At 74.4% G+C, this 25,773-nt stretch carries 20 protein-coding genes and 2 pseudogenes; 13 read left to right on the top strand and 9 right to left on the bottom strand.

The genetic code is table 11. The features are described from left to right. Window positions 1-19: 19 nt before the first annotated feature. The 4 genes and pseudogenes from AB0K10_RS10200 to AB0K10_RS10185 all read right to left on the bottom strand — a co-directional run. Window positions 20-1,060: a hypothetical protein gene (locus AB0K10_RS10200; RefSeq protein WP_363682214.1), complete on the bottom strand. Its 1,041-nt coding sequence runs from the start codon at window positions 1,058-1,060 to the stop codon at window positions 20-22. A gap of 2,703 nt (window positions 1,061-3,763) precedes the next feature. Next, window positions 3,764-4,858 (bottom strand): annotated as a pseudogene (locus AB0K10_RS10195) (choice-of-anchor A family protein); the annotation flags it as partial. Between the two features lie 94 nt (window positions 4,859-4,952). After that, on the bottom strand, window positions 4,953-6,698 hold the full coding sequence (locus tag AB0K10_RS10190; RefSeq protein ID WP_363681881.1) for a sulfatase-like hydrolase/transferase: 1,746 nt from the start codon (window positions 6,696-6,698) through the stop codon (window positions 4,953-4,955). Window positions 6,699-6,904: 206 nt separating this feature from the next. Beyond that, window positions 6,905-7,600 (bottom strand): annotated as a pseudogene (locus tag AB0K10_RS10185) (CDP-alcohol phosphatidyltransferase family protein); the annotation flags it as partial. A 93-nt stretch (window positions 7,601-7,693) separates the two neighbouring features. Between AB0K10_RS10185 and AB0K10_RS10180 the strand changes: the two are divergent. The 7 genes from AB0K10_RS10180 to AB0K10_RS10150 all read left to right on the top strand — a co-directional run bounded on the left by AB0K10_RS10180 (window position 7,694) and on the right by AB0K10_RS10150 (window position 13,439). Continuing rightward, window positions 7,694-8,677, top strand: a complete 984-nt coding sequence (locus AB0K10_RS10180) for a dehydrogenase (protein WP_363681879.1) — start codon at window positions 7,694-7,696, stop codon at window positions 8,675-8,677. 2 nt (window positions 8,678-8,679) lie between these two features. Further along, on the top strand, window positions 8,680-9,078 hold the full coding sequence (locus tag AB0K10_RS10175) for a 6-carboxytetrahydropterin synthase (protein ID WP_363681877.1): 399 nt from the start codon (window positions 8,680-8,682) through the stop codon (window positions 9,076-9,078). A 62-nt stretch (window positions 9,079-9,140) separates the two neighbouring features. Further along, window positions 9,141-10,169 (top strand): glycosyltransferase family 4 protein, encoded by a 1,029-nt coding sequence (locus AB0K10_RS10170; RefSeq protein ID WP_363682212.1) that lies wholly within the window; start codon window positions 9,141-9,143, stop codon window positions 10,167-10,169. Further along, entirely contained in the window at window positions 10,166-10,990 is an 825-nt protein-coding gene (locus AB0K10_RS10165; protein ID WP_363681875.1) for a class I SAM-dependent methyltransferase, read from the top strand. Before AB0K10_RS10170 ends, AB0K10_RS10165 begins: the two co-directional genes overlap by 4 nt. A 64-nt stretch (window positions 10,991-11,054) precedes the next feature. Beyond that, entirely contained in the window at window positions 11,055-11,993 is a 939-nt protein-coding gene (locus AB0K10_RS10160) for a lysylphosphatidylglycerol synthase transmembrane domain-containing protein (protein ID WP_363681873.1), read from the top strand. Between the two features lie 58 nt (window positions 11,994-12,051). After that, window positions 12,052-12,735 (top strand): GTP cyclohydrolase II, encoded by a 684-nt coding sequence (ribA, locus tag AB0K10_RS10155; protein WP_363681871.1) that lies wholly within the window; start codon window positions 12,052-12,054, stop codon window positions 12,733-12,735. Beyond that, complete coding sequence (locus AB0K10_RS10150; RefSeq protein WP_363681869.1) at window positions 12,732-13,439, top strand: dihydrofolate reductase family protein; 708 nt, start codon at window positions 12,732-12,734, stop codon at window positions 13,437-13,439. Before ribA ends, AB0K10_RS10150 begins: the two co-directional genes overlap by 4 nt. Here the strand turns inward: AB0K10_RS10150 and AB0K10_RS10145 are convergent. Together AB0K10_RS10145 and AB0K10_RS10140 are read right to left on the bottom strand one after the other, a co-directional pair. Beyond that, window positions 13,406-13,939: a hypothetical protein gene (locus AB0K10_RS10145; protein ID WP_363681867.1), complete on the bottom strand. Its 534-nt coding sequence runs from the start codon at window positions 13,937-13,939 to the stop codon at window positions 13,406-13,408. The two genes, AB0K10_RS10150 and AB0K10_RS10145, sit on opposite strands and share 34 nt — an antisense overlap. After that, window positions 13,932-15,299, bottom strand: a complete 1,368-nt coding sequence (locus AB0K10_RS10140) for a molybdopterin-dependent oxidoreductase (protein ID WP_363681865.1) — start codon at window positions 15,297-15,299, stop codon at window positions 13,932-13,934. Before AB0K10_RS10140 ends, AB0K10_RS10145 begins: the two co-directional genes overlap by 8 nt. A 239-nt stretch (window positions 15,300-15,538) precedes the next feature. Between AB0K10_RS10140 and AB0K10_RS10135 the strand changes: the two genes are divergently transcribed. Further along, window positions 15,539-16,603, top strand: coding sequence for an NAD-dependent epimerase/dehydratase family protein (locus tag AB0K10_RS10135; RefSeq protein ID WP_363681864.1), 1,065 nt, complete (start codon window positions 15,539-15,541; stop codon window positions 16,601-16,603). Between the two features lie 56 nt (window positions 16,604-16,659). Here the strand turns inward: AB0K10_RS10135 and AB0K10_RS10130 are convergent, their stop codons facing one another. After that, window positions 16,660-18,153, bottom strand: a complete 1,494-nt coding sequence (locus AB0K10_RS10130) for a hypothetical protein (protein WP_363681862.1) — start codon at window positions 18,151-18,153, stop codon at window positions 16,660-16,662. A gap of 145 nt (window positions 18,154-18,298) precedes the next feature. On the opposite strand from AB0K10_RS10130, the gene AB0K10_RS10125 reads away from it, so the two are divergent. The 3 genes from AB0K10_RS10125 to AB0K10_RS10115 all read left to right on the top strand — a co-directional run bounded on the left by AB0K10_RS10125 (window position 18,299) and on the right by AB0K10_RS10115 (window position 20,363). Next, window positions 18,299-18,973 (top strand): glycosyltransferase family 2 protein, encoded by a 675-nt coding sequence (locus tag AB0K10_RS10125; protein WP_363681860.1) that lies wholly within the window; start codon window positions 18,299-18,301, stop codon window positions 18,971-18,973. After that, entirely contained in the window at window positions 18,970-19,650 is a 681-nt protein-coding gene (locus AB0K10_RS10120) for a DUF2064 domain-containing protein (protein WP_363681858.1), read from the top strand. Before AB0K10_RS10125 ends, AB0K10_RS10120 begins: the two co-directional genes overlap by 4 nt. Window positions 19,651-19,754: 104 nt before the next feature. Next, window positions 19,755-20,363 carry a class I SAM-dependent methyltransferase gene (locus tag AB0K10_RS10115; protein WP_363682210.1) on the top strand — a complete coding sequence of 203 codons (609 nt, stop codon included), beginning with the start codon at window positions 19,755-19,757 and terminating at the stop codon, window positions 20,361-20,363. Between the two features lie 11 nt (window positions 20,364-20,374). On the opposite strand, the gene AB0K10_RS10110 is transcribed toward AB0K10_RS10115, so the two are convergent. After that, the gene (locus AB0K10_RS10110; protein WP_363681856.1) at window positions 20,375-21,388 is read right to left on the bottom strand and encodes an ATP-binding protein; all 1,014 of its coding nucleotides are present in this window, start codon (window positions 21,386-21,388) and stop codon (window positions 20,375-20,377) included. Further along, complete coding sequence (locus AB0K10_RS10105) at window positions 21,381-22,073, bottom strand: response regulator transcription factor (RefSeq protein ID WP_363681854.1); 693 nt, start codon at window positions 22,071-22,073, stop codon at window positions 21,381-21,383. Before AB0K10_RS10105 ends, AB0K10_RS10110 begins: the two co-directional genes overlap by 8 nt. A 214-nt stretch (window positions 22,074-22,287) precedes the next feature. On the opposite strand from AB0K10_RS10105, the gene AB0K10_RS10100 reads away from it, so the two are divergent. Beyond that, window positions 22,288-25,188, top strand: a complete 2,901-nt coding sequence (locus AB0K10_RS10100; protein WP_363681852.1) for an Hsp70 family protein — start codon at window positions 22,288-22,290, stop codon at window positions 25,186-25,188. 9 nt (window positions 25,189-25,197) lie between these two features. Continuing rightward, entirely contained in the window at window positions 25,198-25,770 is a 573-nt protein-coding gene (locus AB0K10_RS10095) for a nucleosidase (protein WP_363681850.1), read from the top strand. Window positions 25,771-25,773 lie beyond the last annotated feature (3 nt).

Here is a 25,773-nt window from a genome sequence, read left to right as displayed (position 1 = left end):
CCTCACGAATCGTTCCGCGCTAGGCGCGGAGTCTGCGCTGCCGGACGACCAGCAGCAACGCGGCACCGAGGAGCACTGCGAGCACACCGGCCGCCATCCAGCCGCCGATCGGGAACGACGTGCCGGTCACCGGCAGCTTCCCCTTCACCGGGATGGTGATGGTGGACTCCGGCGCCACCGGCGCCGGGCCGTCCGGCGGGGTGCCGGTGGCCGTCGCGCTGTTGCGCAGCGAACCGTGGTGATAGTCGGCCTTGCTGACCGTGTACGTCGCCGCACAGGTCACGGCGGCACCGGCGGCCAGGGTGACCGAGCCGTTGGGTGTCCGGTCCGGGCCGCAGGTGATCGGGCCGAGGTTGGCCGGTGCCGCCGGTGCCGTGAGGGTGTCGGTGACAGTCACGTCGGTAAGCGCCACGCGGCCGGTGTTGGTGACCACGAACTGGAACGGCACCTGCTGACCCGGCCGGGTGATCTTCTCGGTGCTGCTGGACTTCACCACCGTGATGGCCGCGCCCCGGGTGGCCGTGACCTCGGCGGACGCCGGTGCGGAGCGTACCGGTGCGGGTGGTTGTTGGCCGGGGATGGTCGGCGGCGTGCCGGCCGCCACGGCCGTGTTCGTGATCGTGCCGGCGTCGATGTCCGCCGCGGTGACGGCGTAGGTCGACGTGCAGGTGGTGCTCGCCCCGGAGGCCAGGGTGACGCTGCCGTTGGCGACCGGTGGGGTGCCGCACGTGATCGCCCCGGGCGTGCCGGTGCCGGAGAACTCCGTCTCGTCGACAGTCACCGCGCTGAGCGGGGTGGTGCCGGTGTTGGTCACCACGAACCGGTACGTGACCACGTCACCGGCCGTCGACACCACTGTGGGTGTGACCGACTTGGCGATGGTGATCGCCGGGTGCGGGATCGGGATGTCCAACGGGGACGGCGGGGAGACCGGCGGCGGCCCGAACGGTGGCGTGCCGGTGGCGGTGGCGACGTTGCGCAGCGACGAGCCGACGAACTCCTCCTCGCTGACGGTGTAGGTCGCCCGGCACTGGATGGACGCGCCAGGCGTCAGGGTCACCTCGCCGTTCGGGATGTTCTGCGGGCCGCAGGTGATCTCCCCGAGTACGTCCCGCTCGGACGGCGGCAGCACGGTGTCGTTGACTGTCACTCCGGTCAGCGTGAGGCCGCCGGTGTTGACCACCAGGAAGGTGTACGGCACCTGCTGGCCCGCCGCGGTGATCGCCACCGTGGTCGATGACTTGATCACGTCGATGTCGGCCGCGAGCCCCGCCTGGGGAATGGTCAACGTCGAGGGCGGCGAGTTCACAGGCGTACCCCCGGGTGGGGTGCCGTGTGCGGTGGCGGTGTCGGTGACGCCGTTGTTGTCGAGGTCGGCCTGGGTGACCGTGTAGGTGGCCGTGCAGGCGGTTGACGCACCCGGCGCGAGGGTAGTCGTCGCGCAGGTGATCGGGCCCAGGTCGGCGTTGGACGAGGGCGGCGCCTGCACGTCTGTGACATTCACGCTGGTCAGGGTGAGCCCGCCGGTGTTGACCACGTGGAACCGGTAGGGCACCTGCTGCCCGACCGTGCCGATCGTGGTGACGTCGGAGACCTTGACCACCGAGATCGCGGCGACCAGCCCGGATTCGGGAATCGTCAGTGTGGACGGCGGCGAGTTCACCGGAGTCTCGGTGCCCGGCGGGGTGCCGTGCGCGGTGGCGGTGTCGGCGACCGCGTTGTTGTCCAGGTCGGCCTGGGTGACGGTGTAGGTGGCCGTGCAGACGGTCGCCGCACCCGGCGCGAGGGTGGTCTGCGGGCAGGTGATCGGCCCGAGGTTGGCGTTGGACGAGGGCGGGGCCTGCACGTCGGTGACGTTGACGTTTGTCAGCGTGACGCCACCGGTGTTGATCGCGAGGAACTGGTAGGGGACCTGCTGCCCGACCGTGGTGATCGTCGTCGTGGTGGACGACTTGACGACCGAGAGCGACGGCGTGACGTCGGCCGCCGGGATGGTCAGCACGACCTGATCCGAGTCCACCGGCTCCTCGGTCCCCGTCGGGGTGCCGTGCGCGGTGGCGATGTCGGTCAGTTCGTCATGGTCCAGGTCGGCCTGGGTGACGGTGTAGGTGGCGGTGCACGCGGTGGTCTCGCCGGGCGCGAGGGTGGTCTGCGGGCAGGTGATCGGCCCGAGGTTCGCGTTCGAGGACGGCGGGTCCTGCACGTCGGTGACGGTGATGTTGTTCAGCGTGATGCCGCCGGTGTTGGCGACCAGGAACCGGTAGGGCACCTGTTGGCCCACCGAGTTGATGGTCGCGCTCGTGGACGACTTCACAAGCGAGATGGCCGGGGAGGGCGCGTCGCCCGGGATCGTGAGCGTCGACGGATTCGACTGGACGGGCGTTCCCCCGCCGGGAGGGGTGCCGTGCGCGGTAGCGGTGTCGCGTACGGCGCCGAGGTCCAGGTCGGCCTGGGTGACCGTGTAGGTGGCGCTGCACGTGGTCTGCGCGCCGGGGGCGAGGGTGGTCGCGGCGCAGGTGATCGGCCCGAGGTTGTCGTTCGACGACGGCGGGGTCTGCACGTCGGTGACGCCGACGTTGGTCAGGGTGAACCCGCCGGTGTTGACCACGTTGAACGTGTACGGCACCTGCTGCCCGACGGTTGTGATCGTGACGGTGGTGGACGTCTTGAGCACCGCGATCGCGGCGACCAGGCCGGTCTCCGGCAGGGTCAGCGTCGAGGGTGGCGAGTCCACAGGCGTACCCCCGGGTGGGGTGCCGTGTGCGGTGGCGGTGTTGGTGACCTGGTCGTTGTCGAGGTCGGCCTGCGTGACGGTGTAGGTGGCGGTGCACGCGGTCCGCGCGCCCGGCGCGAGGGTGGTGGCGGCGCAGGTGATCGGGCCGAGGTTGTCGTTGGACGAGGGCGGCGCCTGCACGTCGGTGACGGTGACGTTGGTCAGGGTGAGGCCGCCGGTGTTGACCACGTGGAACGAGTACGGCACCTGCTGTCCGACGGTCGTGATCGAGGCGGTGGTGGACGTCTTCGTCACCGTGATCGACGGGATCAGCCCCGCCGCCGGGATGGTCAGTGTGGACGGCGGTGAGGTGACCGGGGGGCCGGTGGGTGGCGTACCCTGGGCGGTGGCGGTGTCGGCGACCCGGTCGTTGTCGAGGTCGGCCTGCGTGACCGTGTATGTGGCGGTGCAGGTGGTGGTCGCGCCCGGCGCGAGGGTGGTGGCGGCGCAGGTGATCGGGCCGAGGTTGTCGTTCGAGGAGGGCGGGGTCTGCACGTCGGTGACGCCGACGTTGGTGAGGGTCAGGCCGCCGGTGTTCGCGACCAGGTACCGGTAGGGCACCTGCTGGCCCACCGACGTGATGGACGTGGTGGTCGACGACTTCACGACGGTGACGGCGGCGGTGAGCCCCTGCGCCGGAATGGTCAGGGTGTCCGGATCGGACACTACCGGCGGTCCGGTGGGTGGTGAGCCCTGGGCGGTGCCGACGTTCGTGACACCGCCGTTGTCGAGGTCCGCCTGGGTGACCGTGTAGGTGGCGGTGCACGCCGTCCGGGCGCCCGGCGCGAGGGTGGTGGCCGCGCAGGTGATCGGACCGAGGTTGGCGTTGGACGAGGGCGGGGTCTGCTGGTCGGTGACCGAGATGGTGGTGAGCGGGACGCCGCCGGTGTTGACCACGTGGAACGAGTACGGCACCTGCTGGCCGACGGTCGTGATCACCGTGGTGGTCGACGCCTTGATCAGGTCGATGCCGGCCGGGCTCGCGCCCGCGCAGGACAGCGTGGTGCTGAACGGGAAGTAGTGGATCTCGCCGCCGCGGTGGTCCAGCGTACGGGTGATCACGCTGCCCTCGGTGTTGCTGGCCGAGAGGTCGGTGAGGCTGGCGTTGGGGGCGTAGATGGTGCCTTCGACCGTGGCGGCCCCCGGCGTGAGGGTGAGCGCGGTGGCGGTCGGGAAGTTGAACAGGATGTAGCGCGCCTGTGGGCCGCCGATGCCGGAGAAGTTCGGGGCGGTCCAGTCGAACGTGTTGCCGACCCCCGTGGTGTCCACGTTGACCAGCAGCGGGGTGCTGGCGGTCGGCTGGTTGGCGAAGGTGAGCGTCTGAATGTTGGCCAGGTCGGCGGCGGTCAGGTTCAGGACGTTTGTCACGCCCGGGGTGAGGGTGACCACGGCGTTGCTGCCCGCGGGGATGGGCCGGGGGAGCACGTCGCCGTTCGGAGTCCGGAGCACCACGGTGTTGTCGCAGGTGGCCAGGCCGGCGGTCGTGTCGCGGAAGGCGGTGAAGGCCCCGGCGAAGTTGATCGGCGAGGTGGGCCCGACGCTGGGGACGGGCTGTCGGGTGACAAGCTCCACCCGGGGGGACGCGTCGTAGTTGTCCGACGGCAGGATCCGCGTGTTGACCTGGGCGCCGTTGTTGTCGGTGTCGCGTACGACGGTGCCGGTCAGGTCGCCGACCTTGGCGTACCCGCTGGAGAGCACCTGGAGACGGGTGCCACCGACGCTGCCGGCGAAGTTCACGCGCCCACCGACGACGAGCGCGCTCGGTCGGGCGTCGCCCGGTACGACGAACGACCCGGCGGTCGCCCCGGCGAGTTGGTAGTTGCCGAAGGTGAGGTCTCCGCCGACGGCGAGGGTGCCCTCGTTCTCGTCGCTGACGACGTTGGCGTCGCCCTCGGTCATGACCCCGAAGCTCAGCGCCTCGGCGACCGGGTCCACCGGCCCGACGTCCTCGGCCGCGGTCAGTACCCGATTCGGCAGGGGCGTGGCCGGCGTCGGCGCCAGCAGAGCGTTGACCGCCAGGATGGCGCCGACGGCGGTCAGCGCCGCCGCGCGGGTCCTGCGGCTACCCCACGAAGAAATCCTCATCACGCCCCCGTTGTGTCCGATGTGCCAGGGGAGCGTAGCGAGGCAATTGTCGAGCTATGAGCTATTTGTCCGAAATGATGACCGGGGTGGGAGATCAGCGCGGCGCGGCCAGCGGCGGCGCCGACGGCCCGAAGGTGGTCAGGAACCGGTCCCGGAAGGTGTCCATCGGCCACACGGGCGCCTGCGGGCCGGGCCGCAGCCCGTCCTGCCAGCCCCATCCCGCGACCCGGTTCAGCACCGCCGGGTCCCGGGCGACGATGGTGATCGGCACGTCCCGGCTCGCGCCCTCGCCTGTCACCACCGGGGCCGGCTGGTGATCGCCGAGGAAGACCAGCACGAGATCGTCGTCGCCGTAGGTCTGTACGTAGGAGATCAGCGTCTCCAGCGAGTAGGCCACGGCCTGCCGGTAGCCGGCCCGGATCCGGCCGGTGTCCCGGTCGTTTGAAGCACCGTCCTCAGTCGCGCCGGCGTCACCGTGGTAGACCGCGCCGTCGCCCACCTCGTCCCAGCCGATCATGTGGGGCACCGCCGTCCACGGGGAGTGGCTGGAGATCAGCGGGATCTCCGCCATGATCGGACGGTCCGCGTCCGCGCGGACCTGCCGCTGGAAGAACGACAGGGTGTACTGGTCGGGCATCGGGGCGTAACTGAACTTCGGGCCCCGATAACCGAGCGCCGCGGCGTCGTAGTAGCTGTCGTAGGAGAAGAAACCCCGCTCCGGCCAGGGCTGGGTCGCCGCCGGCAGCACTCCGACGGTCTGCCAACCGGCCCGGCGGAACGCGCCGTTGAGGGTGAGCCGGTCGCTGGCCAGCAGAGAGCGGTGGCGCTGTTCGTTGTTCGTCCACAGACCCGACAGCAGCGTGTCGTGGGCCAACCAACTGCCTCCGCCGAACGTCGGGGAGGTGAGGAAGCCGCTGCGCGCGCCGTACCCGGCCGCGCGCAGCCGCTCCGTCCCGGTGTCCAACACCGCGTTGACCTGCGGCGCCAGCTCTGGATCCTCGACGGCGTCGCGCCCGTAGCTCTCCACGAAGGCGAGGACGACGTCCTTGCCACGCAACCCGGTCAGCAGTTGGTCACCCGGGACGTCCTGAAACGGATCGGCGTCGATCTGGGCGGTGAACCGGCCACGGTCGGCCAGTCGTGCGTCCACCTGCTCGGCGTGCGCGCCGACAAGCGCGGTGGTCCCGGCGTCGGCCACCGGCACGCCCGGGACGATCCGTACCCCGACGACGGCGCAGACCACCCAGGCGACAGTCAACGCGGCCACCGCCCGCGTCGCCACCCGCTCGTGGCCGACCAGCAGCGACGCCAGCCGCCGCACCGCCACGGTCACCACCAGCAGCAGCGCACCGACCAGCAGCACGACGCCCACCACCGCGCCGACCGCGCCGGCCCGTCCGGCCGAGTCCCGCACGAACCCGTACGCGTCGTCGAGCAGCAGCCAGTCCAGCACCAGGTCGAACGGCCGGTCGAGGGCCGTGCGGAAACCCAGGTCGGCGAGCTTCACGATGGCCAGCAGCCCGAGCAGCGGCCCCACCACTGCCACCACCACCCGCCGGGGCCGTGGCGGCAACGCCAGCAGCAGCGCCGCGACGAGCAGACCCTCCAGCGGAATGCGCAGGAACGCGCCGGGTGTCAGCTCGCCGAGCCGGTCCGGGCCGACCAGGACGGCGTACACCAGACCCACCGCCAGCACCGCGCCGGCCGCCGACCACGTCCGCCGGGCACGGCCGCGCCGCACGGGCGACACCACAGGAGTACGCCCCGAAGCGTCACCGGTCGGGGCGAGGCGCGGGCGTTGCCGGCCGGTCAGCCGGCGCAGCCGGGCGGGAAGGCTCATCACGACCTCCAGTCGGAGTGGACCGTACCGCCCGAGCGGGCCGCAAGCGCGGGCACCGGGCCGGGAACCGGCAGCAGCGGCGGCACGACGAGCGGCGCGTGCCCGCCCAGCGGAAGCAGGGGCAGCGCCACAGGTGCGGCGGGCGCGGGCGTGGCGATCGGCAACGCGACCGCGATCGGCGCGGTGACCGTCGGCGCGGCGACCTGCGGCGCGGCCCGGCGGCGGTGCCACAGCCAGGCCACGTCGCGACCGAACGACTCGACAAGCAGGGCCAGCGCCGCCACCAGGACCACAGCCGTCCACGGCTCCGGCAGCACCCGCGCGGCGGCGACCGCCAACACCACCCCCTGCGCGGCGGCCACCACCTTGCGCCAGTAGCGCGGCGGCAACGCGGCACGCAGCCAGGGCAGCACGGCGCTCGCCGCGACGAAGACGTACCGCATCGCGCCGACAGCCAGCACCCAGCTCCCGGCCGTCGGGGCGACGTACACGCTGAGAACCAGGATGAGGAACGCGTCGACCTCCATGTCGAAGCGGGCCCCGAGCGCGCTGACCGTGTCGGTGCGCCGGGCGACCTGACCGTCCACCGCGTCCAACAGCAGGGCCACCCCGCTCAGGGCGACCAGCAGCCCCACCGGCGTCGGACGGCCGAACGAGTCCACCACCAGCGCGGTCACCGCGCCGACCAGGACGGCCCGGGCCAGCGTCACCCGGTCCGCGGGACCGAGACGGGACGCGCCGGCCAGGTGCAGGCCCCGGCTCAACGCGAGGCAGGTGAGCGCCGCGTAGCCGGCCCCGGCCAGCCAACCCGCCGGGCTCAGACCCACGGTGGCGGTCAGCGCCGCCAGCACGACCAACTGCGCGCTCAGCCCGATCACCGGACCGCTTCGAACTGTGGGCACCGTACCTCCGTGTTTATGATCGACGACCCCGACAGGGAACACGGAAATCAGGGCCGTTCGGTTCGACAGGGACAAAAGGTGAGGTGTGCGAGGGTGATCCGCGAGGCGTACGCCTGCTGGGTGCGCGAGCCCGGCGCGGCGGAGATCCGGCCGGTGTCGCTGCCCGTTCCGGGGCCCGACGAGGTGCTGGTGCGAGCCCGCTACTCCGGGGTGAGCCGGGGCACCGAGACGCTTGTGTTCGCCGGCCGAGTGCCCGTCGACCAGTACGCGGCGATGCGCGCCCCATTTCAGGAGGGTGACTTCCCGGGCCCGGTGAAGTACGGCTACCTCAGCGTCGGCGTGGTCGAGCAGGGCCCGGCGGAGCTGCTCGGACGTACGGTGTTCTGCCTGCACCCGCACCAGAGCGCGTACGTCGTGCCGGCGACCGCAGTGGTGCCGGTGCCGGACGACGTGCCGCCCGCCCGCGCCGTGCTCGCCGGCACTGTGGAGACCGCCGTGAACGCCCTGTGGGACGCCGCGCCCCTGGTCGGCGACCGGGTCAGCGTCGTCGGCGCGGGCATGGTGGGCTGCTGTGTCGCGGCGCTGCTCGCCCGGTTCCCCGGCGTGCAGGTCGAGCTGGTCGACACCGACGCCCGTCGGGCCGGGATCGCCGGCGCCCTCGGTGTCGGGTTCGCCCAGCCGAGCGACGCGACAGGCGACCGGGACCTGGTCGTGCACGCCAGCGCCACCTCCGCCGGGCTGCAACACGCGCTGGACCTGCTCGCGCCCGAGGGCACGGTGATCGAGCTGAGCTGGTACGGCGACCGGCCGGTGCAGGTGTCGCTGGGCGGCGCCTTCCACTCCGGACGGCTGACCGTGCGCAGCAGCCAGGTCGGCATGGTCGCGCCCGCGCGGCGGGGCCGCCGCAGCTACACCGACCGGCTGGCGCTGGCCCTGGACCTGCTCGACGACCCGGCCTTCGACGCGCTGATCACCGGCGCGTCCCGGTTCGCGGAGCTGCCCGACGTACTCGCCCGACTGAGCACGGGTGACCTGCCCGCGCTCTGCCACCTCATCACCTACGACGACGGGGAGTGACAGTGTTCAGCGTGACAGTTCGGGATCACATGATGATCGCCCACAGTTTCCGGGGCGAGGTGTTCGGTCCGGCCCAGCGCCTGCACGGGGCGACGTTCGTGGTGGACGCGACGTTCCGCCGCCCCGACCTGGACGCCGACGGCATCGTCGTGGACATCGGCCTGGCCACCGAGCAGCTGCGGGCCGTGGTCGGCGAGCTGTCCTACCGCAACCTCGACGACGAGCCCGCGTTCGCCGGAATGAACACCACCACCGAGGTGCTGGCCCGTACCGTCGCCGACCGCCTGGCCGAGCGCGTGCACGCCGGTCAGCTGGGCGCCGGGGCGCGTGAGCTGGCCGGCATCACCGTCACCCTGCACGAGTCACACGTCGCCTGGGCCAGCTACGAGCGGTCGCTGTGACCGACGCGGGCCGGCCGACGCCGGCCCACGCCGCCGTCGTCGTCGGCGAGCCCGGCAGGACGGTGCACGTCGTCCTGCCCGGCGACATCGACGATCCGGCAACGCCCAGCGGCGGCAACGCCTACGACCGGCGGGTCTGCGCCGGTCTCGGCGAGAGCGGTTGGTTGGTGCGGGAGCACCCGACGCCCGGAGCGTGGCCGCACCCCGACCCGGCCGCCCGGGCGGCGCTGGCCCGGCTGCTCGCCGCCCTGCCGGACGACGCCGTCGTGCTCGTCGACGGCCTGATCGCCTCGACCGTGCCGGACCTGCTCACCCCGCATGCCCGACGGCTGCGCCTCGTCGTGCTGGTGCACATGCCCCTGAACGACGAGGCCGAGGGCCGTGCGCTGGCCACCGCGCGGGCCGTCGTCACCACAAGCGAGTGGACCCGCCGTCGCCTGCTGGCCCGCCACTGGTTGTCCGCCGACCGTGTCCGCGTCGCACCGCCGGGAGTGGCGCCCGCACCACCGGCGCCCTCCGGCTCGGCGGCCGGCGACCGGCTGCTCTGCGTCGCCGCGGTCACCCGCCACAAGGGCCACGACGTGCTCGTCGACGCCCTGTGCGTGCTGGCCGAGATGCCCTGGACGCTCGTCTGCGCCGGCACGCTGACCCGGGAACCCGATCTGGTGCGCCGGTTGCGCGACCGGCTCGCCGGCGCCGGGCTGGCGGAACGGGTCCGGCTGGCCGGCCCGCTGACCACTGCGGCGCTCGATGCCGCGTACGCCGCCGCCGATCTGCTCGTGCTGCCGTCGCGCGGCGAGACGTACGGGATGGTCGTCACCGAGGCGCTGGCCCGCGGCGTGCCGGTGCTGGGCACCCAGGTGGGCGGCCTGCCGGAGGCGCTCGGTCGTGCGCCCGACGGTGACCTGCCCGGGCTGCTGGTCCCGCCGGACGACCCGGCCGCCCTGGCCGGCGCCCTGAGCTGGTGGTGGGGTGACGAGGAGCTGCGGGCCCGGCTCCGGCGTGCCGCGCTCGCCCGCCGCGACACCCTGACCGACTGGCCGGCGACGACCGCGCGCCTGGCCGCAGTGCTCAAGGAGGTGGCGGAGTGACCGTCGACGAGACCCTGCCGTTCGCCGACTGGCTGCGTCTACGCGAGCCGGCCGACGCGGCGGCCCGCGCCGAGGACCTGGTGGACGCCGTCCGGCCCCGGCTGACCGGCGACGCCCCGATCATGATCCACGACCTGGGCAGCGGCACCGGCTCGATGAGCCGCTGGCTGGCGGCGCGGCTGAGCGGGCCGCAGCACTGGGTGCTGCACGACCGCGACGCCGACCTGCTGGCTCGGGCCGCCGACAGCATGGCCGGGGTGACCGCCGCCGACGGAGCGCCGGTCACCGTCGACACCCGTTGCGGCGACCTGACCCGGCTGAGCGCAGCCGACCTGTCCGACGGCGCGCTGGTCACCGCGTCCGCGCTGCTGGACATGTTGACCGCCGAGGAGGTCGATCGGGTGGTGGCCGCCTGCGTCGACGCCGACCGTCCCGCCCTGTTCGCGGTCTCGGTGACCGGACGGGTCCGGCTCACCCCTGCCGACCCGCTCGACGCCGAGGTCCAGGAGGCGTTCAACGCGCACCAGCGGCGTACCGTCGACGGCCGCCGGCTGCTCGGCCCGGACGCCGCCGCCGCCACCGCGGCCGCGTTCGCCCGGCGGGGCGTGCGCGTACGGGAGCGGTCCAGCCCGTGGCGGCTCGGCCCGGAGCAGGCCGACCTGGCCGCCGAGTGGTTCCGCGGTTGGCTGGGCGCCGCCTGCGAGCAACGCCCCGACCTGGTCGGCCCGACCCGGGCGTACGCCCAGCGCCGGCTGGCCGACGCGGCCGCCGGCCGGCTCGGCGTGATTGTCGAACATCAGGACCTGCTGGCCGGCGGATGAACCGTCGCCGCCCTGGGTACGTGCTCTAGAGAGAGTGGACGATCTTCGGGGAGGACCGGCGTCGATGCTGTGGGCCTGGGCACGAGTGGTCGGCGGGGTGGGCCTGCTCGCCGTCCTGCTGTGGCAGGTGGGTGGCGGCCCGTTCCTCGCCGGCGTACGGCTGATCAACGCGCCGTCCCTGGCCGCGGCCCTGCTCATCGGCGTGCTCACCACTGTCTGCGCGGCGTGGCGGTGGAGCCTCGTCGCCGGTGGCCTCGGCGTACGCCTGCCGTTGTCGACCGCCGTGGCGCACTGCTACCGGGCGGTGTTCCTCAACGCCACGTTGCCCGGCGGGGTGCTCGGGGACGTGCACCGGGCGGTGCGCCACGGCCGCGACGCCGGCGATGTCAGCCGGGGCATCCGCGCGGTGATCTGGGAACGTACCGCCGGCCAGGTGGTCCTGGTGGGTGTCGCGCTTGTGGTGCTCGCGGCGTTCCCGTCCCCGGTGCGGCCGTACCTGCCGGCCGCCGCCGCCCTGCTGCTCGCGGGTGGGCTGGCAGTCGTGTTGCTGGCGCGGCTCCTGCCCGGCACCGGCCGCTCCCGGTGGGCCCGCGGCGTACGGACCGCCGTGGCGGACATCCGTGCCGGCCTGCTGGCCCGACGGACCTGGCTCGGCGTCCTTGTCGCCTCCGCCGTGATGGTCGCCGGTCACCTGGCCACCTTCCTGGTGGCGGCGCGGACCGCCGGCTCCGACGCCCCGCTCACCCGGCTGCTGCCCCTGACACTGCTCGCCCTGCTCGCCATGGGCCTGCCCCTGAACGTCGCCGGCTTCGGCCCCCGTGAGGGGGTGGCCGCCTGGGTGTTCGGCGCGGCCGGGCTCAGCGCGGCCGAAGGTGTCGCCACCGCCACCGTCTACGGCGCCCTCGTCCTGGTGGCCAGCCTGCCCGGCGCGGCAGTCCTGCTCGCCCGACGGGCCCACAATCCCACCACCGCTCGGGAAGCTGCCTCCGGCGGCGGCTGTTGAGTCAGTGGTGAGACGGTACGCGCCGTCGCCTCCGGGCGGCGCCGGACAAAGGAGTCCCATGCTCGAAGCACTGCCGGTCGCCACGGTCCGTACGCAGGTCACGGTGCCGCTGGCGTTTCCCGACGGCTACACCACCACCGTCCGGGTGTTCACGTTCAAGGGACTGGTGGACGGTCGGGAACACCTCGCCCTCGGCCTGGGTGACTGGGCCGGGGCGCTGGACCGGCTCGCCGCCGGCGGGGAGCCGCCGCTGGTCCGCCCGCACAGCGAGTGCCTCACCGGCGACGTGTTCGGCAGCCAGCGCTGCGACTGCGGGCCGCAGCTGCGCGAGGCGGTGCAGCGGATCGCCGAGACCGGCGGGTTCCTGCTCTACCTGCGCCAGGAGGGCCGGGGCATCGGCCTGTACGCCAAGCTCGACGCGTACGCCCTGCAGGACGCCGGGTTGGACACCTACCAGGCCAATGTGGCGCTGGGCCGGGGTGAGGACGAGCGCGACTACAGCGTCGCCGCGCAGATGCTGGCCACCCTCGGCGTGCCCCGGGTCCGCCTGCTCAGCAGCAACCCGGACAAGGCCGAACAGCTCACCCGCCTGGGCGTGGACGTCGTCGAACGGGTACCGACGAGCATCTTCCTCTCCCCGGCCAACGCCGAGTACCTCGCGGCGAAGGCCGCCAAGGCGGCACAGACCGAGGCGGCGGAGGCGGAGTCCGGTCGTACCCCTGACCGGCACGTCTCCCGGTGAGCTGCCGGCCGGCGCCGACGCGGCCCTACGTGCTGCTGAGCTGCGCCACAAGTATCGACGGGTACATCGACGACGCTTCCGAGCGGCGGCTGTTGCTGTCCAACTCCGACGACCTCGACCGCGTCGACGCGGTCCGGGCCACCTGCGACGCGATCCTGGTCGGCGCCGCCACGGTCCGCCGCGACGACCCCCGCCTGCTGGTGCGGTCCGCGTCGCGTCGGGCCGAGCGGATGGCGCGCGGGCGGCCCGCGTCGCCGACCAAGGTGACCCTGACGGCCCGGGGGGACCTCGACCCGACCGCCCGGTTCTTCACCGCGGGCGATGCCGTCCGGCTTGTCTACTGTGCCAGCGCGGCGCTGGACAAGGCCCGGGAGCGGGTCGGCCGGGTGGCCGCCGTGGTGGACGGGGGCGAGCCGGTCGACCTCGGGTGGGTCCTCGCCGACCTGTCGGCGCGGGGTGTGCGCCGGCTGATGGTGGAGGGTGGCGGGACGGTGCACGCCCAGTTCCTCACCGCCGGCCTCGCCGACGAGCTGCACCTGGTGGTCGCCCCCTTCTTCGTCGGCGACCGCCGGGCGCCGCGCTTCGTCGGCGAGGGGAACTTCCCCTGGCATCCCGGTCGCCGCGCCCGGCTGGCCGAGACCCGCCAGATCGGCGACGTGGTCCTGCTCCGCTACGCGCTCTCCGAGCGCTGCCGCGACGCCTGAATACGACGCAGCAGGTACGCGAGTCCGCTGAGCAGGAAGAGCGCCGCGCTGAGCAGGAGCCAGCGCACCAGGTACGGCCGCTGGGTCAGGCCGGTGGCCGCCTCGTGGGTCGTCTCGCCCCAGCGCAGGATGCCGGGGGAGTAGACGACGAACAGCAGCGCCGTGCCGAGCGCCGGCACACGCAGGTGGTTGAGCAGCGTGACACGATCGCGGACCACCGCGCGCAGCGCCCGGTCGGCGCTCGCGTACACCGGGAACAGCACCAGGTCGTGGGCGATGACCGCGCCGACGAACCAGAGCAGCATCCGGCCGAACGTCGCCTCCTGCGCCAGCCGTAGCGCCACCCAGCCGGCGAGCACGATCACCGCGGTCACCAGGAGCAGATGCCATGGCGCCGCGCCGTAGCCGGCCCGCAGCCGCCCGGCCGGTCCCGCCGTCGGCCTGTCCCGTCCCTCGGTCGGTCTGTCCCGTCCCTCGGTCGGCTCGTCGCGCTCAGCCATCGGTCCGGACCCGGAAGTCGATCTCGGCGACCCACTTCGTGCAGTGCACCCCGGGCAGGGCCGGCACGATGACCCGAGCCGGATAGCCGTGGTCGGGGGCCAGGTCGACGCCGTTGACGCGCAGGGCGAGCAGCGAATCCGGATCGAGGACCTGGTTGGCGGCGAGTACCGCCGTACGGAACAGCCCACCCTGCTCCAGCGACGACACCCGCGCCGAGACCGGGTCCGCGACCCCGGCGAGGGCGGCCAGGTCACGAAGACGGACGCCGGTCCACGTCTGCCGGGTCGACCAACCCTCCACGCAGGAGATGGGCAGCGCGGCGGTGTGCTGCGCCATGGCCAGCAGGCCGGGCCGGTCCAGGGTCACGGTCCGGCCACCGCCGCGCAGGGTCAGCCGCCAGCTCGCGTCGGTCTGTTCGGGGCGGATGCCGGCGGCGGCGACGGTGCGGTTGACCGGGAATCCGTTCGGTCCGGTGCCGGGCTGTCGCCCCCGGGGCAGCAGCAGCGCGGTGCGCCGCAGCGGACCGTCGAGGCTCTGCCCGATGGTGAGGACGGCCAGCAGCAGCGCCCCGCCGCCGACCAGGCCGACCGCGCCGCGTCGACTGACCGTGGCGGGCCCGGGTTCGGCGGCGACCAGGCCGTCCGGGTCGGGCGGCTCGGGTCGCGTCGCGGCGCGCGGGGTCCGCAGCTCCGCGCCCAACGGGCGGGACCGCAGCGCGGTCACCAGCCGGGGGAACTTGATGAGCACGTGCGCCACGAAGGCAGCCGTGAAGATCCAGGCCCCGAAGTAGTGGGCGGTGTAGAAGTCGAAGCCGAACACGTACGCGTACTGGATGTTGAGCAGGCCGGTGGCGATCTGGAACAGGATCCCGCCGACCAGCAGCAGCAGGGTGAGCCGTTCCAGCACCTGGGCGAGGGAGCGGGCCGGCGGCCAGTCGAACAGCTTCGGCAGCACCGACCACAGCTTGCCCAGCACCACCGGGACGAGCACGATGCCGAGCGTCACGTGCAGTCCCTGGGTGACCCGGAACAGCCATGACGGCCGCGTCGGCCAGTCGAAGGCGGGCAGCCGCAGCCAGCCCACGTGCGCCGGGAACGCCTGGTCGAACTGCGGGCCGTAGGCGGCGTAGTCGAGCAGCCCGGTGATGATCACCAGAGGCAGGGCCACCAGCAGCACCGACCCGTAGACGGCGGTGAGCCAGGGGCCGCGCAACGGGCTGCGCCAGCTCCGTTCGGCGGCGTCCACACCGGGCGGGCGGTGCTGGGCCAGCCCTCGCCAGAGTCGGCGCGGCGCCCCGTAGCCGTCCGCGTCGGCCGCCTTGGTCCCGCTGCCGCCCGGACCGGGTCTGCTTACCGGCACCCGCCGCTCCTTCCTCGCCGTTCGCGCGCCGTACGTCGTCCACACTCCTCGGCCCGGCCGGGCGCGTGGGCCGGCGGCGGGCACTGCCGGCAGGTTAGACCGCGGGGGTACGGCCGGGCCGGGTTTACCGCATTACCGAACGCTTAGCGGGCCGCCGGCACCTGCCGAGCTGTTGCGAAGTCCTTACGGGTCCGCCGAACCGGCCCGCCGGGCGCCCGTTCCGCCCTACCGTGACCGGCATGCGCGTACTGGTCACCGGCGCGGCCGGGTTCATCGGGTCGCAGGTCGTCGATCTGCTCGTCGAGCAGGGTCACGAGGTGGTGGCGCTGGACGCGCTGCTGCCCCAGGCGCACGGCGGTGAGCTGCCGGCATGGTCCCGCCGACACGACGTGGTACGCGGCGACGTCCGTGACGGCCCCCTGCTGGACCGGCTGCTGACCGGAGTGGACGCGGTCTGCCACCAGGCGGCGATGGTCGGTCACGGCCTCGACCCGTCGGACGCCCCCGACTACGTCACGCACAACGACTACGGCACGGCGGTGCTCCTGGCGGCCCTGCACCGGGCGGGGATCGGCCGGCTGGTGCTGGCCAGCTCCATGGTGGTCTACGGCGAGGGACGCTACGCCTGCCCCGAGCACGCCACGGTGCGCCCCGCGCCCCGCCGGCCCGAGGACGTGATGGCCGGCCGGTACGACCCGACCTGCCCGCACTGCGGCCACGGACTCGATCCGGTGCTCGTGCCGGAGGACGCGCCACTGGAACCCCGCAGCACGTACGCCGCCAGCAAGCTCGCCCAGGAACACCTGGCCGCCGCATGGGCTCGGCAGACCGGCGGCGCGGTGTGGGCGCTGCGGTACCACAACGTCTACGGCCCCCGGATGCCCCGCGACACTCCGTACGCGGGGGTGGCATCGATCTTCCGGTCCGCGCTGGCTGCCGGCGTGGCGCCCCGCGTGTTGGAGGACGGCCGGCAACGGCGCGACTTCGTGCACGTCACGGACGTGGCACGGGCCAACCTGCTGGCGCTGACCAGCAGCGCCCCAGCGGCCACGCTGGTGCCGGTGAACGTCTGCTCGGGCGAGCCGCACACCGTCGGGGAGCTGGCGGTCACCCTGGCCGAGGCGATGGGCGGGCCGGCCCCGCAGGTGGTGGGTGGGTCCCGCGCCGCCGACGTGCGGCACGTGGTCGCCGACCCGCGCCGGGCCACCGAACTGCTCGGCTACACGGCCCGGGTCGGCTTCGCCGAGGGCGTGGCCGGCTTCGCCACCGACCCGCTGCGCGAACCAGCAGCCGTCGCGGGCTGACCGGTCTGCACCGGCCGTTCGTGGCCCTGCCGTCCGTGACCGTGCGGCCGGGGTGGCTAGGAGACCGTCCAGACCAGGTGGTTGACGGCCAGCGCGGTGAGCGCCTGCGCGGCCAGCCACCAGCGCCGCGACCCCGCCGGCAACCACGCCGTGGCCACCAGCAGCCAGACGACGAACGGCAGCCAGATCCGCTCCACCTCCGCCTTGCTCAGCCCGGACAGGTCCGCGCCGAGGACAGCGACGAGAGCGGCAAGCGGTAGCAGCACGGTGGGGCCGGCTGCGCGTACCGCTGCTGCCGCAGGCGTGGCCAGCCGGCCGACGGCCCGCCACCCGCTCGCGGCCGCGCCCGGGCCGAAGCGCGGCCCGCCCGGCGCCGGCCCGCGCGCAGCGGTCGGGGCGTGGGCCGCCAGCGCAGGGCGCAGCCCCGGCCACGACGATCGCGCGGCCGCCAGCACGCGGCGCAGCGTCGGCCCGAGCACGGGCCCGGCGCTGAGCAGCAGCGCGGCCAGGTTGGCCCAGACCCAGTAGGCGTACGGGCGGTCGGCGGCCCAGCCCTGGTAGTACCGCTGCACGACCAGGTGGTAGCCGACCCACCAGTGGAAGCCCGTCGCGCTGAAGGCCGCCACCACTGCCGCGACCCCGACGACGGCGGCGAGCAGCGCGCCCCGACGGTGCGTCCGGCGCAGCGCCACCACGGCCAGCGCGAGAAGACCGACCAGCAGGAACCCGTACGACAGGTACAGCGCGAACCCGAGCACGGCCCCGCCGGCCAGAGCGGCGACGCGGCCACGGACCGCCAGCAGCGCCAGGCCGGCCGCGACCACGGCGGCGAAGATGCCGTCGGCCGAGGCGCCCACCCAGACCGCCCCCGGCAGCAGCACCAGGAACGGGAGCACCGCACGCGCCGCGTCAGGCGCGCCGAGAGCCCGCAGGGTCACCGGCACCGACACCGCGACCGTGGCGCCGACCAGCACACAGGCCAACGCGGCGGCCGCGCCTCCACCGAGGCCGATGCGGTCCAGCCAGACGAAGATGAGCAGCGCGCCCGGAGGGTGACCGGCGGTGTGGGTGGCCCACGAGCCGGGCTGGAAGTCGACGATCCGCCCGGCGAAACCGGCAAGCATCGCCGGGATGTCGGTGATCCCGGGTACCTCGTGCAGATACTCGGCCTGCGGGGTGAGCCGTTGGGTCAACCCCGCCGTCCAACCGTCCACCAGGGCCAGCGACAACGTCCAGGCCACGGCCGTCAGCCACGCGGCGGTCAGTAGGACACCCCACCGGGCGGTACGGGCCCACCGCGCTCCCCAGCCCACCACCGCGACCGCGACCGCCAGCGCGGCCGGGCTGCCCCAGCCGACATGCGGCCGCCACGTCGCGTACAGCGGCGCCGCGTCGGCGTGCATCCCGGCGCCGCGCGCGTTGACCACGGCCCCCACCAGCACGGCGATGGCGAGCAGCGCCGCCTCCACGCCCACCACCAGGAGGTCCCTGGCGTGGCGGCGCGGCGGGGTCCGCCCGGGGGCGGCGGCGAGAGCGGTGGTCGAGGCCATGACCACCGGACGGTACGGCGACAGCCCGACCCCGCGCCCCGGAATCGGCCTCCCGTCACCGGACGGTAAGAAATGCCCAGGTGGTAAGGGTTCGGTAAGCACATTTCCGCCTCCGTCGCCGGGGTGCCGCCCTAGCGTCGGCGGTATGCCGACTGAGATCGACGTGGTGCTGCCCTGCCTGGACGAGGCCGCCGCCCTGCCGGGCGTGCTCACCGCGCTGCCGCCCGGCTACCGGGCCATCGTGGTGGACAACGGCTCCCGGGACGGCTCGCCCGAGGTGGCCGCCCGGTACGGCGCCCGGGTGGTGCACGAGCCCCGACGCGGCTACGGCGCGGCCGTGCACGCCGGTCTGGAGGCCGCCGACGCCGAGGTGGTGTGCGTCCTGGACGCCGACGGGTCGTTCGACCCCACCGAGCTGCCGGCCCTGGTCGCGCCGGTGGTCGCGGGCACCGCCGACCTCAGCGTGGGCCGGCGACGGCCGGTCGGGGCCGGGGTGTGGCCGTGGCACGCCCGTGCCGGTACGGCGCTTGTCGCCGCGCTCCTGCGCCGTCGGGGCGTACCGCTGCGGGATCTCAGCCCGATCCGGGTGGCCCGTCGCGAGGCGCTGCTCGGCCTCGGCGTCACCGACCGGGCCTTCGGCTACCCCCTCGAACTGCTGATCCGGGCCGCCGCCGCCGGCTGGCGGATCCACGAGCTGGACGTCACCTACGCGCCGCGGGCCGCCGGCACCCGGTCCAAGGTGTCCGGCTCGGTGCGGGGCACCCTGCGGGCCACCCGCGACTTCGCCGGCGTGCTGCGTACCGTGGAAGGCCCCCGGTGACAGTTCTGCTGGTGGTCGCCAAGGCACCGGTCGCCGGGGCGGTGAAGACGCGGCTCTGCCCACCCGCCACGCCGGAGCAGGCGGCCCGGATCGCCGCCGCCGCGCTGCGCGACACCCTCGACGCCGTCCGTGCCACCCCCGGTGTCACCCCGGTGCTGGCCTGGTCGGGTCGGCTGGCCGAGGCGGAGGACGCGGCCGCGTTGACCGCCGCGCTGGCCGGCTGGACGGTGCTCGACCAGCGCGGCGCCGGCCTGGGCGAGCGGCTCGCCAACGCGTACGCCGAGGTCGCGGTGGCCTACCCGGGACGGCCCGTGCTGCAGATCGGCATGGACACGCCGCAGGTCACGCCGGCCGGCCTGGCCGCGGCGGTGCTGCGCCTGCGCGCCGCCGACGCGGTGCTCGGCCGAGCACGCGACGGCGGCTGGTGGTCACTCGGGCTGCGCGATCCCCGGCACGCCCGGGTGCTACGCGACGTGTCGATGTCGACGCCCGACACCGGTCGCGACACGTGGGCGGCCCTGACCGGGCGCGGTCTGCGTACCGCGCCGCTGCCGGTCCTGCGCGACGTCGACGAGTGGTCCGACGCCCTCGCGGTGGCCGTCGAGGTGCCCGAGGGTCGCTTCGCCCGACAGGTCGCGGCGGTCCGCCTCGCCCTGCTGCCGGGAGGCCGGCGGTGAACCCCGTCGACACCGCCCCGGTCGATGTCGCACCGGCGAGGCCGTCGCCCACGCTCCCGCCGCCGGTGAGCACGGACCCGTTCGCCGCCGCGCTCGCCGACCGTGTGGCCCGTGGCCGGTGGCTGGTGCACGGCGACGGTGTCCGCAGCCGGCTGCCGGTGGACCGCTGGCACGGGCCGGCCGAGCCGGCGGTCGCCGGGCTTGTCGAGCGGTGTGCCGGGCCGACACTCGACCTCGGTTGCGGGCCGGGGCGGCTCACCGTGGCGCTGACCCGGGCCGGCCGGACGGCGGTAGGCGTGGACGTCTCCGCGACGGCGGTGCGGCTGACGCGGGCCCGGGGCGCGGTGGCGGTGCACGGCGACCTGTTCGAACCGCTGCCCGGCGAGGGCCGGTGGGCGCACGCCGTGCTGATCGACGGGAACATCGGCATCGGCGGTGAGCCGGTCGCGCTGCTGCGCCGCTGCCGGGACCTGCTCGTACCCGACGGCACGGTCCTGGTCGAGCTGGAGCCGCCCGGCGCGGGCCTGTGGCAGGGCCAGGCCCGGGTGGCCGCCGAGCAGCGGGCCGGCCGCCTCCTGCTCGGCCCGGCGTTCCGCTGGGCCCGGTTGGACGCGCGCGCCGTGCACCCGGTCGCCGACGCCGCCGGGCTCGCGGTGCGGGAGGTGTTCCGGAGGGGGCGACGCTGGTTCGGCGAGCTGACGGCGAGCCGCTGACGCCGCCGGTGTCAGGCGGTCGGGAGGCGGACCACGAAACGGCAGCCGCCGACGACGTTCTGCACGTCCACCCGGCCGCCGTGCGCCTCGACGAGCCCGCGCACGATCGCCAGCCCCAGCCCTCCGGAGCCCTCCCCGCCGGAGCGGGGCGTCCGGGCCGGCTCACCCCGGAACGCCACGTCGAACAGTCGGGGCAGGTCGTGTTCCGGAATACCGCCGCAGGTGTCGGCGATCGCCAGCCAGGCGGCGTCGCTCTCCCGCCCGGCGTCCACCCGTACCGTGCCGTCGCTCGGCGTGTAGTGCACCGCGTTGAGCAGCAGATTGCCCACCACCCGGGCCAGCTCCGGCTCGCTGGCCAGCACCGTGGGCCAGCCCGACTCGGCGGCCACCAGGCGGATGCGACGGGCCTTGGCCAGCTGCGCGGTGCCGGCCAGCGCGTCGGAGACCACCTCGCCCAGCGGCACCGCCGACAGTGTCAGGCGCAGCGCCCCGGCGTTGATCCGGGACAGCTCGAACAGGTCGTCGACGAGTCGGGTCATCCGGTCGGTCTGCAGGCGGATCCGCCGGTGATATTCGGCGACCGTCGCGGGGTCGTCGACCACCCGGTCCTCCAGCGCCTCGGCCATCGCCCGCAGGCCGGCGAGGGGTGTCCGCAGGTCGTGCGACACCCAGGCCACCAGGTCCCGGCGGCCCTTCTCGACCCGCCGTTCCCGCTCCCGGGCCTGGGCCGCCCAGACGGCTGCCACGGCCAGTCGACGCCCGAAGTACCAGCCGACGCCGAGGCTCACGACCGCCGCCGCGGCGACCGTCAGCAGGACGACCTGGAGGTCGTGCGGGGACAGGAACATCGCCTGGGCGACCACCACCACCCCGGCCACCACGGCGGCCACGGTGACGGTGAGCAGGACGCACACGTGCACGGTGATCGACCGGTGCCGCAGCAGCCGTAGGGTGAGCGCGCCCAGCAGGCCCACGCCGAGCGCGGCCGCGAGCGCCGCCGCGAAGATCAGCGCCAGGTCACGCATCGGCCGGCTCGTACCGGTAGCCGACGCCCCAGACCGTGACGATCCGTCGCGGTTCGGCCGGGTCGTCCTCGATCTTCTCCCGCAGCCGCCGCACGTGCACGGTCACCGTGGACTGGTCGCCGAAGTTCCACCCCCACACCCGCTCCAACAGCTCGGCGCGCCGGAACGCCCGCGTCGGGTGCCGCATCAGGTGCGCCAGCAGGTCGAACTCGCGCAGCGTCAGGGCCAGGTCGCGGCCGTGCAGCCGGGCTGTCCGTGGCCCGGTGGCCACCTCCAACCCCGCGTCGGCCAGCAGCTCGGCCGCCGGCGCGGCCGGTTCACCCGCCCGGCGCAGCACCGAACCGACCCGCAGCACCAGCTCACGCGGCGAGAACGGCTTACCCAGGTAGTCGTCGGCGCCCAGTTGCAGGCCGAGCACCCGATCCGCCTCGTCGCCGCGCGCGGTCAGCATGATGATTGGTACGCCGTCCGGCTGCTCCCGCAGTCGCCTGCACACCTGCAACCCGTCCAGCCCGGGGAGCATCAGGTCCAGCACGACCAGGTGCGGCGGCCGGTCCTGCACGGCCTCCAGAGCGGCCAGGCCGTCGCCGACGTGGCTCACCTCGTACCCGGCGTGCTCCAGGTAGCGGCAGACCACGTCGCTGACGGTCCTGTCGTCGTCGACCACGAGCACCCGCTGCGCCACTGGCCACCTCCCCGGGCCAGCGTAGCCAGCACGGATGCGGTCGGCGATTGCGCAGACCTTGCGGTTTGCTTACCGCCGAGCCCCTGGTCGTCGACCTGACGGCTGATCCGGCGCGGGCCGTCCGGCGTGGGCTGACCGAGTGATCAGCCAGGCGGCGCGGACTGCGTACGATGCGGGGCTGGGTTTCCCTCGTCGCGGCGGAGGTATCGGGCAGATGGCAGGCCAGCACGAGGGTTTCGCCCTCGGCGTCGACCTCGGCACGTCCAACACGGTCGCCGTGCTGCGATGGCCGGACGGGCGGACCCGTCCCGTGCTGATGGACGGTCAGCCGGTCAGCCCGTCGGCCGTGTACGCCGACCCGGACGGCACGCTGCACGTCGGCACGGACGCCCGACGGCTGGCGCAGGCCGACCCGGCCCGGTTCGAGCCGAACCCGAAGCGTCGGGTGGAGGAGCCGACCGTAAGGCTCGGTGACCGCTCGTACCTCCCGGCGGAGCTGCTCGCGGCGGTGCTGGCGGCGGTCGGGCGGGCCGCGGTGGACGCGGTCGGCTTCCTGCCCCCTGCCGTGCTGACCTGCCCGGCGGCCTGGGACGAGACGCGCCGGCAGGTGCTCGCCGACGCGCTGCTGCGGGCCGGGTGGCCGCAGGCGGCCGAGCACACCCTCGCCGGGCCGACGCCGCCGGGCACGCGACTGCTGCGCGAGCCGGTGGCCGCCGCCCGCTACTACACCCAGGTGCTGCACCGGCCGGTGCCGGTCGGCGGCGCGATCGCGGTGTTCGACTTCGGCGGCGGGACGCTCGACGTCGCGGTGCTGCGCAACGAGGGCGCCGACCCGTGGGGTGACTCCGGCTTCCGGGTGGTCGCCGACGGCGGCCTGCCCGACCTGGGCGGCCTCGACCTGGACGCGGCCCTTGTGCAGCGGGTCGGCGAGCTGCTGGGCGAGCGGCACGCCCGGCGGTGGGCGCGGCTGGTCCGGCCCTCGGATGCGGCGCAGCGCCGCGACCAGGTCCGACTCTGGGACGAGGTACGCGGCGCGAAGGAGATGCTGTCCCGCTCCGCCGTGGCGCCGGTCGCGGTGCCCGGGGTCGCAGAGGCGGTGCGGCTGACGCGCGACGACGTCGAGCGGGTGGCCGCGCCGCTGCTGCGTCGTGCCGTGGAACGGGCCCGGGAGGTGATCGCCGCCGCCGGTCTGCGCCCCGACCAGCTCGCCGGGCTGTTCCTGGTGGGCGGTTCGTCGCGGATTCCGCTTGTGGCGCGGATGCTGCACGCCGAGCTGGGAGTGGCGCCGACCGTGCTGGACCAGCCGGAAATGCCGGTGGCCGAGGGCGCGCTGACGGACCTTCCGCTGCGCCGAGCCCTGCCGGCGTACGCGGGAGCGCAGGCTGCCCCTCCGGCTTCGCCCGCGCCGGCTGTCCCGGCTCCGGCAGGCCCGGCGCCAGCGGGCCCGGCTGTCCCGGCTGTCCCGACGGGGCCGAGTTCGGCGCAGACCGTGCCGGCTGCGGCGGGCCAGGCGGGGCCGAGTTCGGCGGAGACCGTGCCGGCTGCGGCGGGTCCAGCCCTGCCGGGTTCGGCGGAGACGGTGCCGGCTGCGGCGTCGACCGCGCCGACCGTGCCGTCGCAACCCGGGCCGGCGTCGACGCGGCCGGACTGGCCGCCACCCCCGATGCCGACCGTGCCGGGGCCGCAGGGCGTCGCGGGCACCCTGGCCGACGGGGCGGGCGCCGCCGGAACACCCACTCCATCCGGCGGTACGACCTGGCGGCGGGCCCGCTGGGTGGTGCTCGCCGCGGTGCTCGCCCTGGCCGGGATGGCCACCGCGGCGACCCTCTACCTGCTGCGGGACCGCTATCCGGACCTGGAGTTCGCGTCGCTACGCGAGTTGTCGCGGCCGCCGGCCGGCGCCGAGCGGCCCAGCGACATGTGGACGGCGGTGCTCGACGATCGGGCCTACCTCGGGTATCCGCTGCCGGACGATCGGCTGGAGGTGGTGGCCGTCGACACCACCACCGGCGACGAACTGTGGCGCCGGCAGACCGACGTCACCGCCGACGACTGGTCGGGACTTGTCGCCGTGCCGGGAGCGGTAGCGGTTGTCGCCGACGCTCCGGTCGACAGCACCCCGCGCGAACTGGCCGTGCTGGACGGCCGCTCCGGCGCCCAACGCTGGCACCGGGCGATCCGTGGCGACGACGACGTCTACTTCTCCGACGACACGGCGGTACTGGTGGACCGGTCCGCTGGCCGGCTGGTCGGCCTGAAGCTGGGCGACGGTTCCGACAAGTGGAGCAGGCCCAGTCCGCGTGACCAGTACGGCGGTGTCCGTACCGTCGTCCGGCCGGTGGGCACCGACGAGGCGGCGGGTGGGCCGGCGTTCCTCGACGGCGCCGCCCGCGACCCGTGGACGGGCAAGGGACGGCGACTCGTCCAGCTCGGGCCGGACCGGTCGCTGCGGCTGCTCGACATGTCCTCGGGCTCGGTGCTGCGCGAGTGGGGCAACGTCGCCGACCTCGACGATCTGCTGGTGGCGCACGAGGACCGGCTCTACGTGGCCCCCACCGACGGCGGGTACCAGCTGCTGGCGTACGACCTGGGTTCCGACGCGGCCCCGGTGGTCCTCTACCGTGCCGAGGACGCGGAGTACCGGCCCAAGACGCTTGTGGCCTGCGGTGAGCGGCGGGCCTGCCTGGTGCAGGTGCGCAACAGCGACGCCGAGCGCACCGAGGTGGTCGCGGCGACCGAGGGCAAGCCGGCGGTCACCTGGTCGGCGCCGGGCGCGACAGGGCTGGTCCCGGTCGGCGAACAGCTGCTCGCCGAGCGGGAGTACCCGAAGACGACTGTCACCCTCTTCGACGCGGCCGGCAAGGTGGTGCTGGCTGACCGCCCCGGCGTGGCGGCCCGGCTGGACGCCGGCAACCTGCTCGTCTTCGCCGAGGCGACCAGTTCGGTGGCGGACGACCGCAGCGTGGCCGGCGTGTGGGCCGAATCGGGCACGATCGACGAGCTGGGTCAACTCGTCGACGTCCGCAGCGCGTCCTGCTCGTGGAACACACGGGTGATCGCCTGCGGCGCGGACCGGGACTTCGTGCTGTACCGGTTCACCGACGACGGCGCTTAGGATGCTCCGGTGATTCTTCGGGGTACGGTCCGCGCCGATCGTCCGCTGGTGGTGCTCGCCGTCGGCGAGGAGGCCCGCTATCTACCCGCTGAGCTGCCGGTGCTGCTGACCGGGATGGGCAAGGTGAACGCCGCCAGCGCGGTCGCCGCCGTGCTGGCCGCCGGACCACGCCCCAGCCTGCTGCTCAACCTGGGGACGGCCGGCGCGCTGCGCCCCGGTTGGACGGGCATCCACGAGGTCGCCACGGTGCTCCAGCACGACCTGGACACCGCCCTGCTGCGGACGCTCACCGGTCAGACCTACGGCGCGCCGCTGGCTCTGGCCGCCGAGGGCGCGGTGCTGGCCACCGGCGACACGTTCGTGGCCGACGACGACGCCCGGGAGCGCCTGGCGCAGCGCGCCGACCTGGTCGACATGGAGGGGTACGCGGTGGCGTGGGCCGCCGCGCGGGCCGGCGTGCCGTGCCGGCTGGTGAAGCAGGTCAGCGATGAGGCGGGGGAGGGCGCGGCCCGCACGTGGCGGGAGTCGGTGGACGCCTGCGCCCGCGACCTCGCGGACTGGACCGCTCGACACCTCGACTGAACG

The sequence above is a fragment of the Micromonospora sp. NPDC049274 genome (assembly GCF_040678875.1).
GTDB lineage: Bacteria > Actinomycetota > Actinomycetes > Mycobacteriales > Micromonosporaceae > Micromonospora.
Note: the sequence above shows the minus strand (reverse complement) of the source record. Positions and strands in the feature narration are given on the sequence as shown.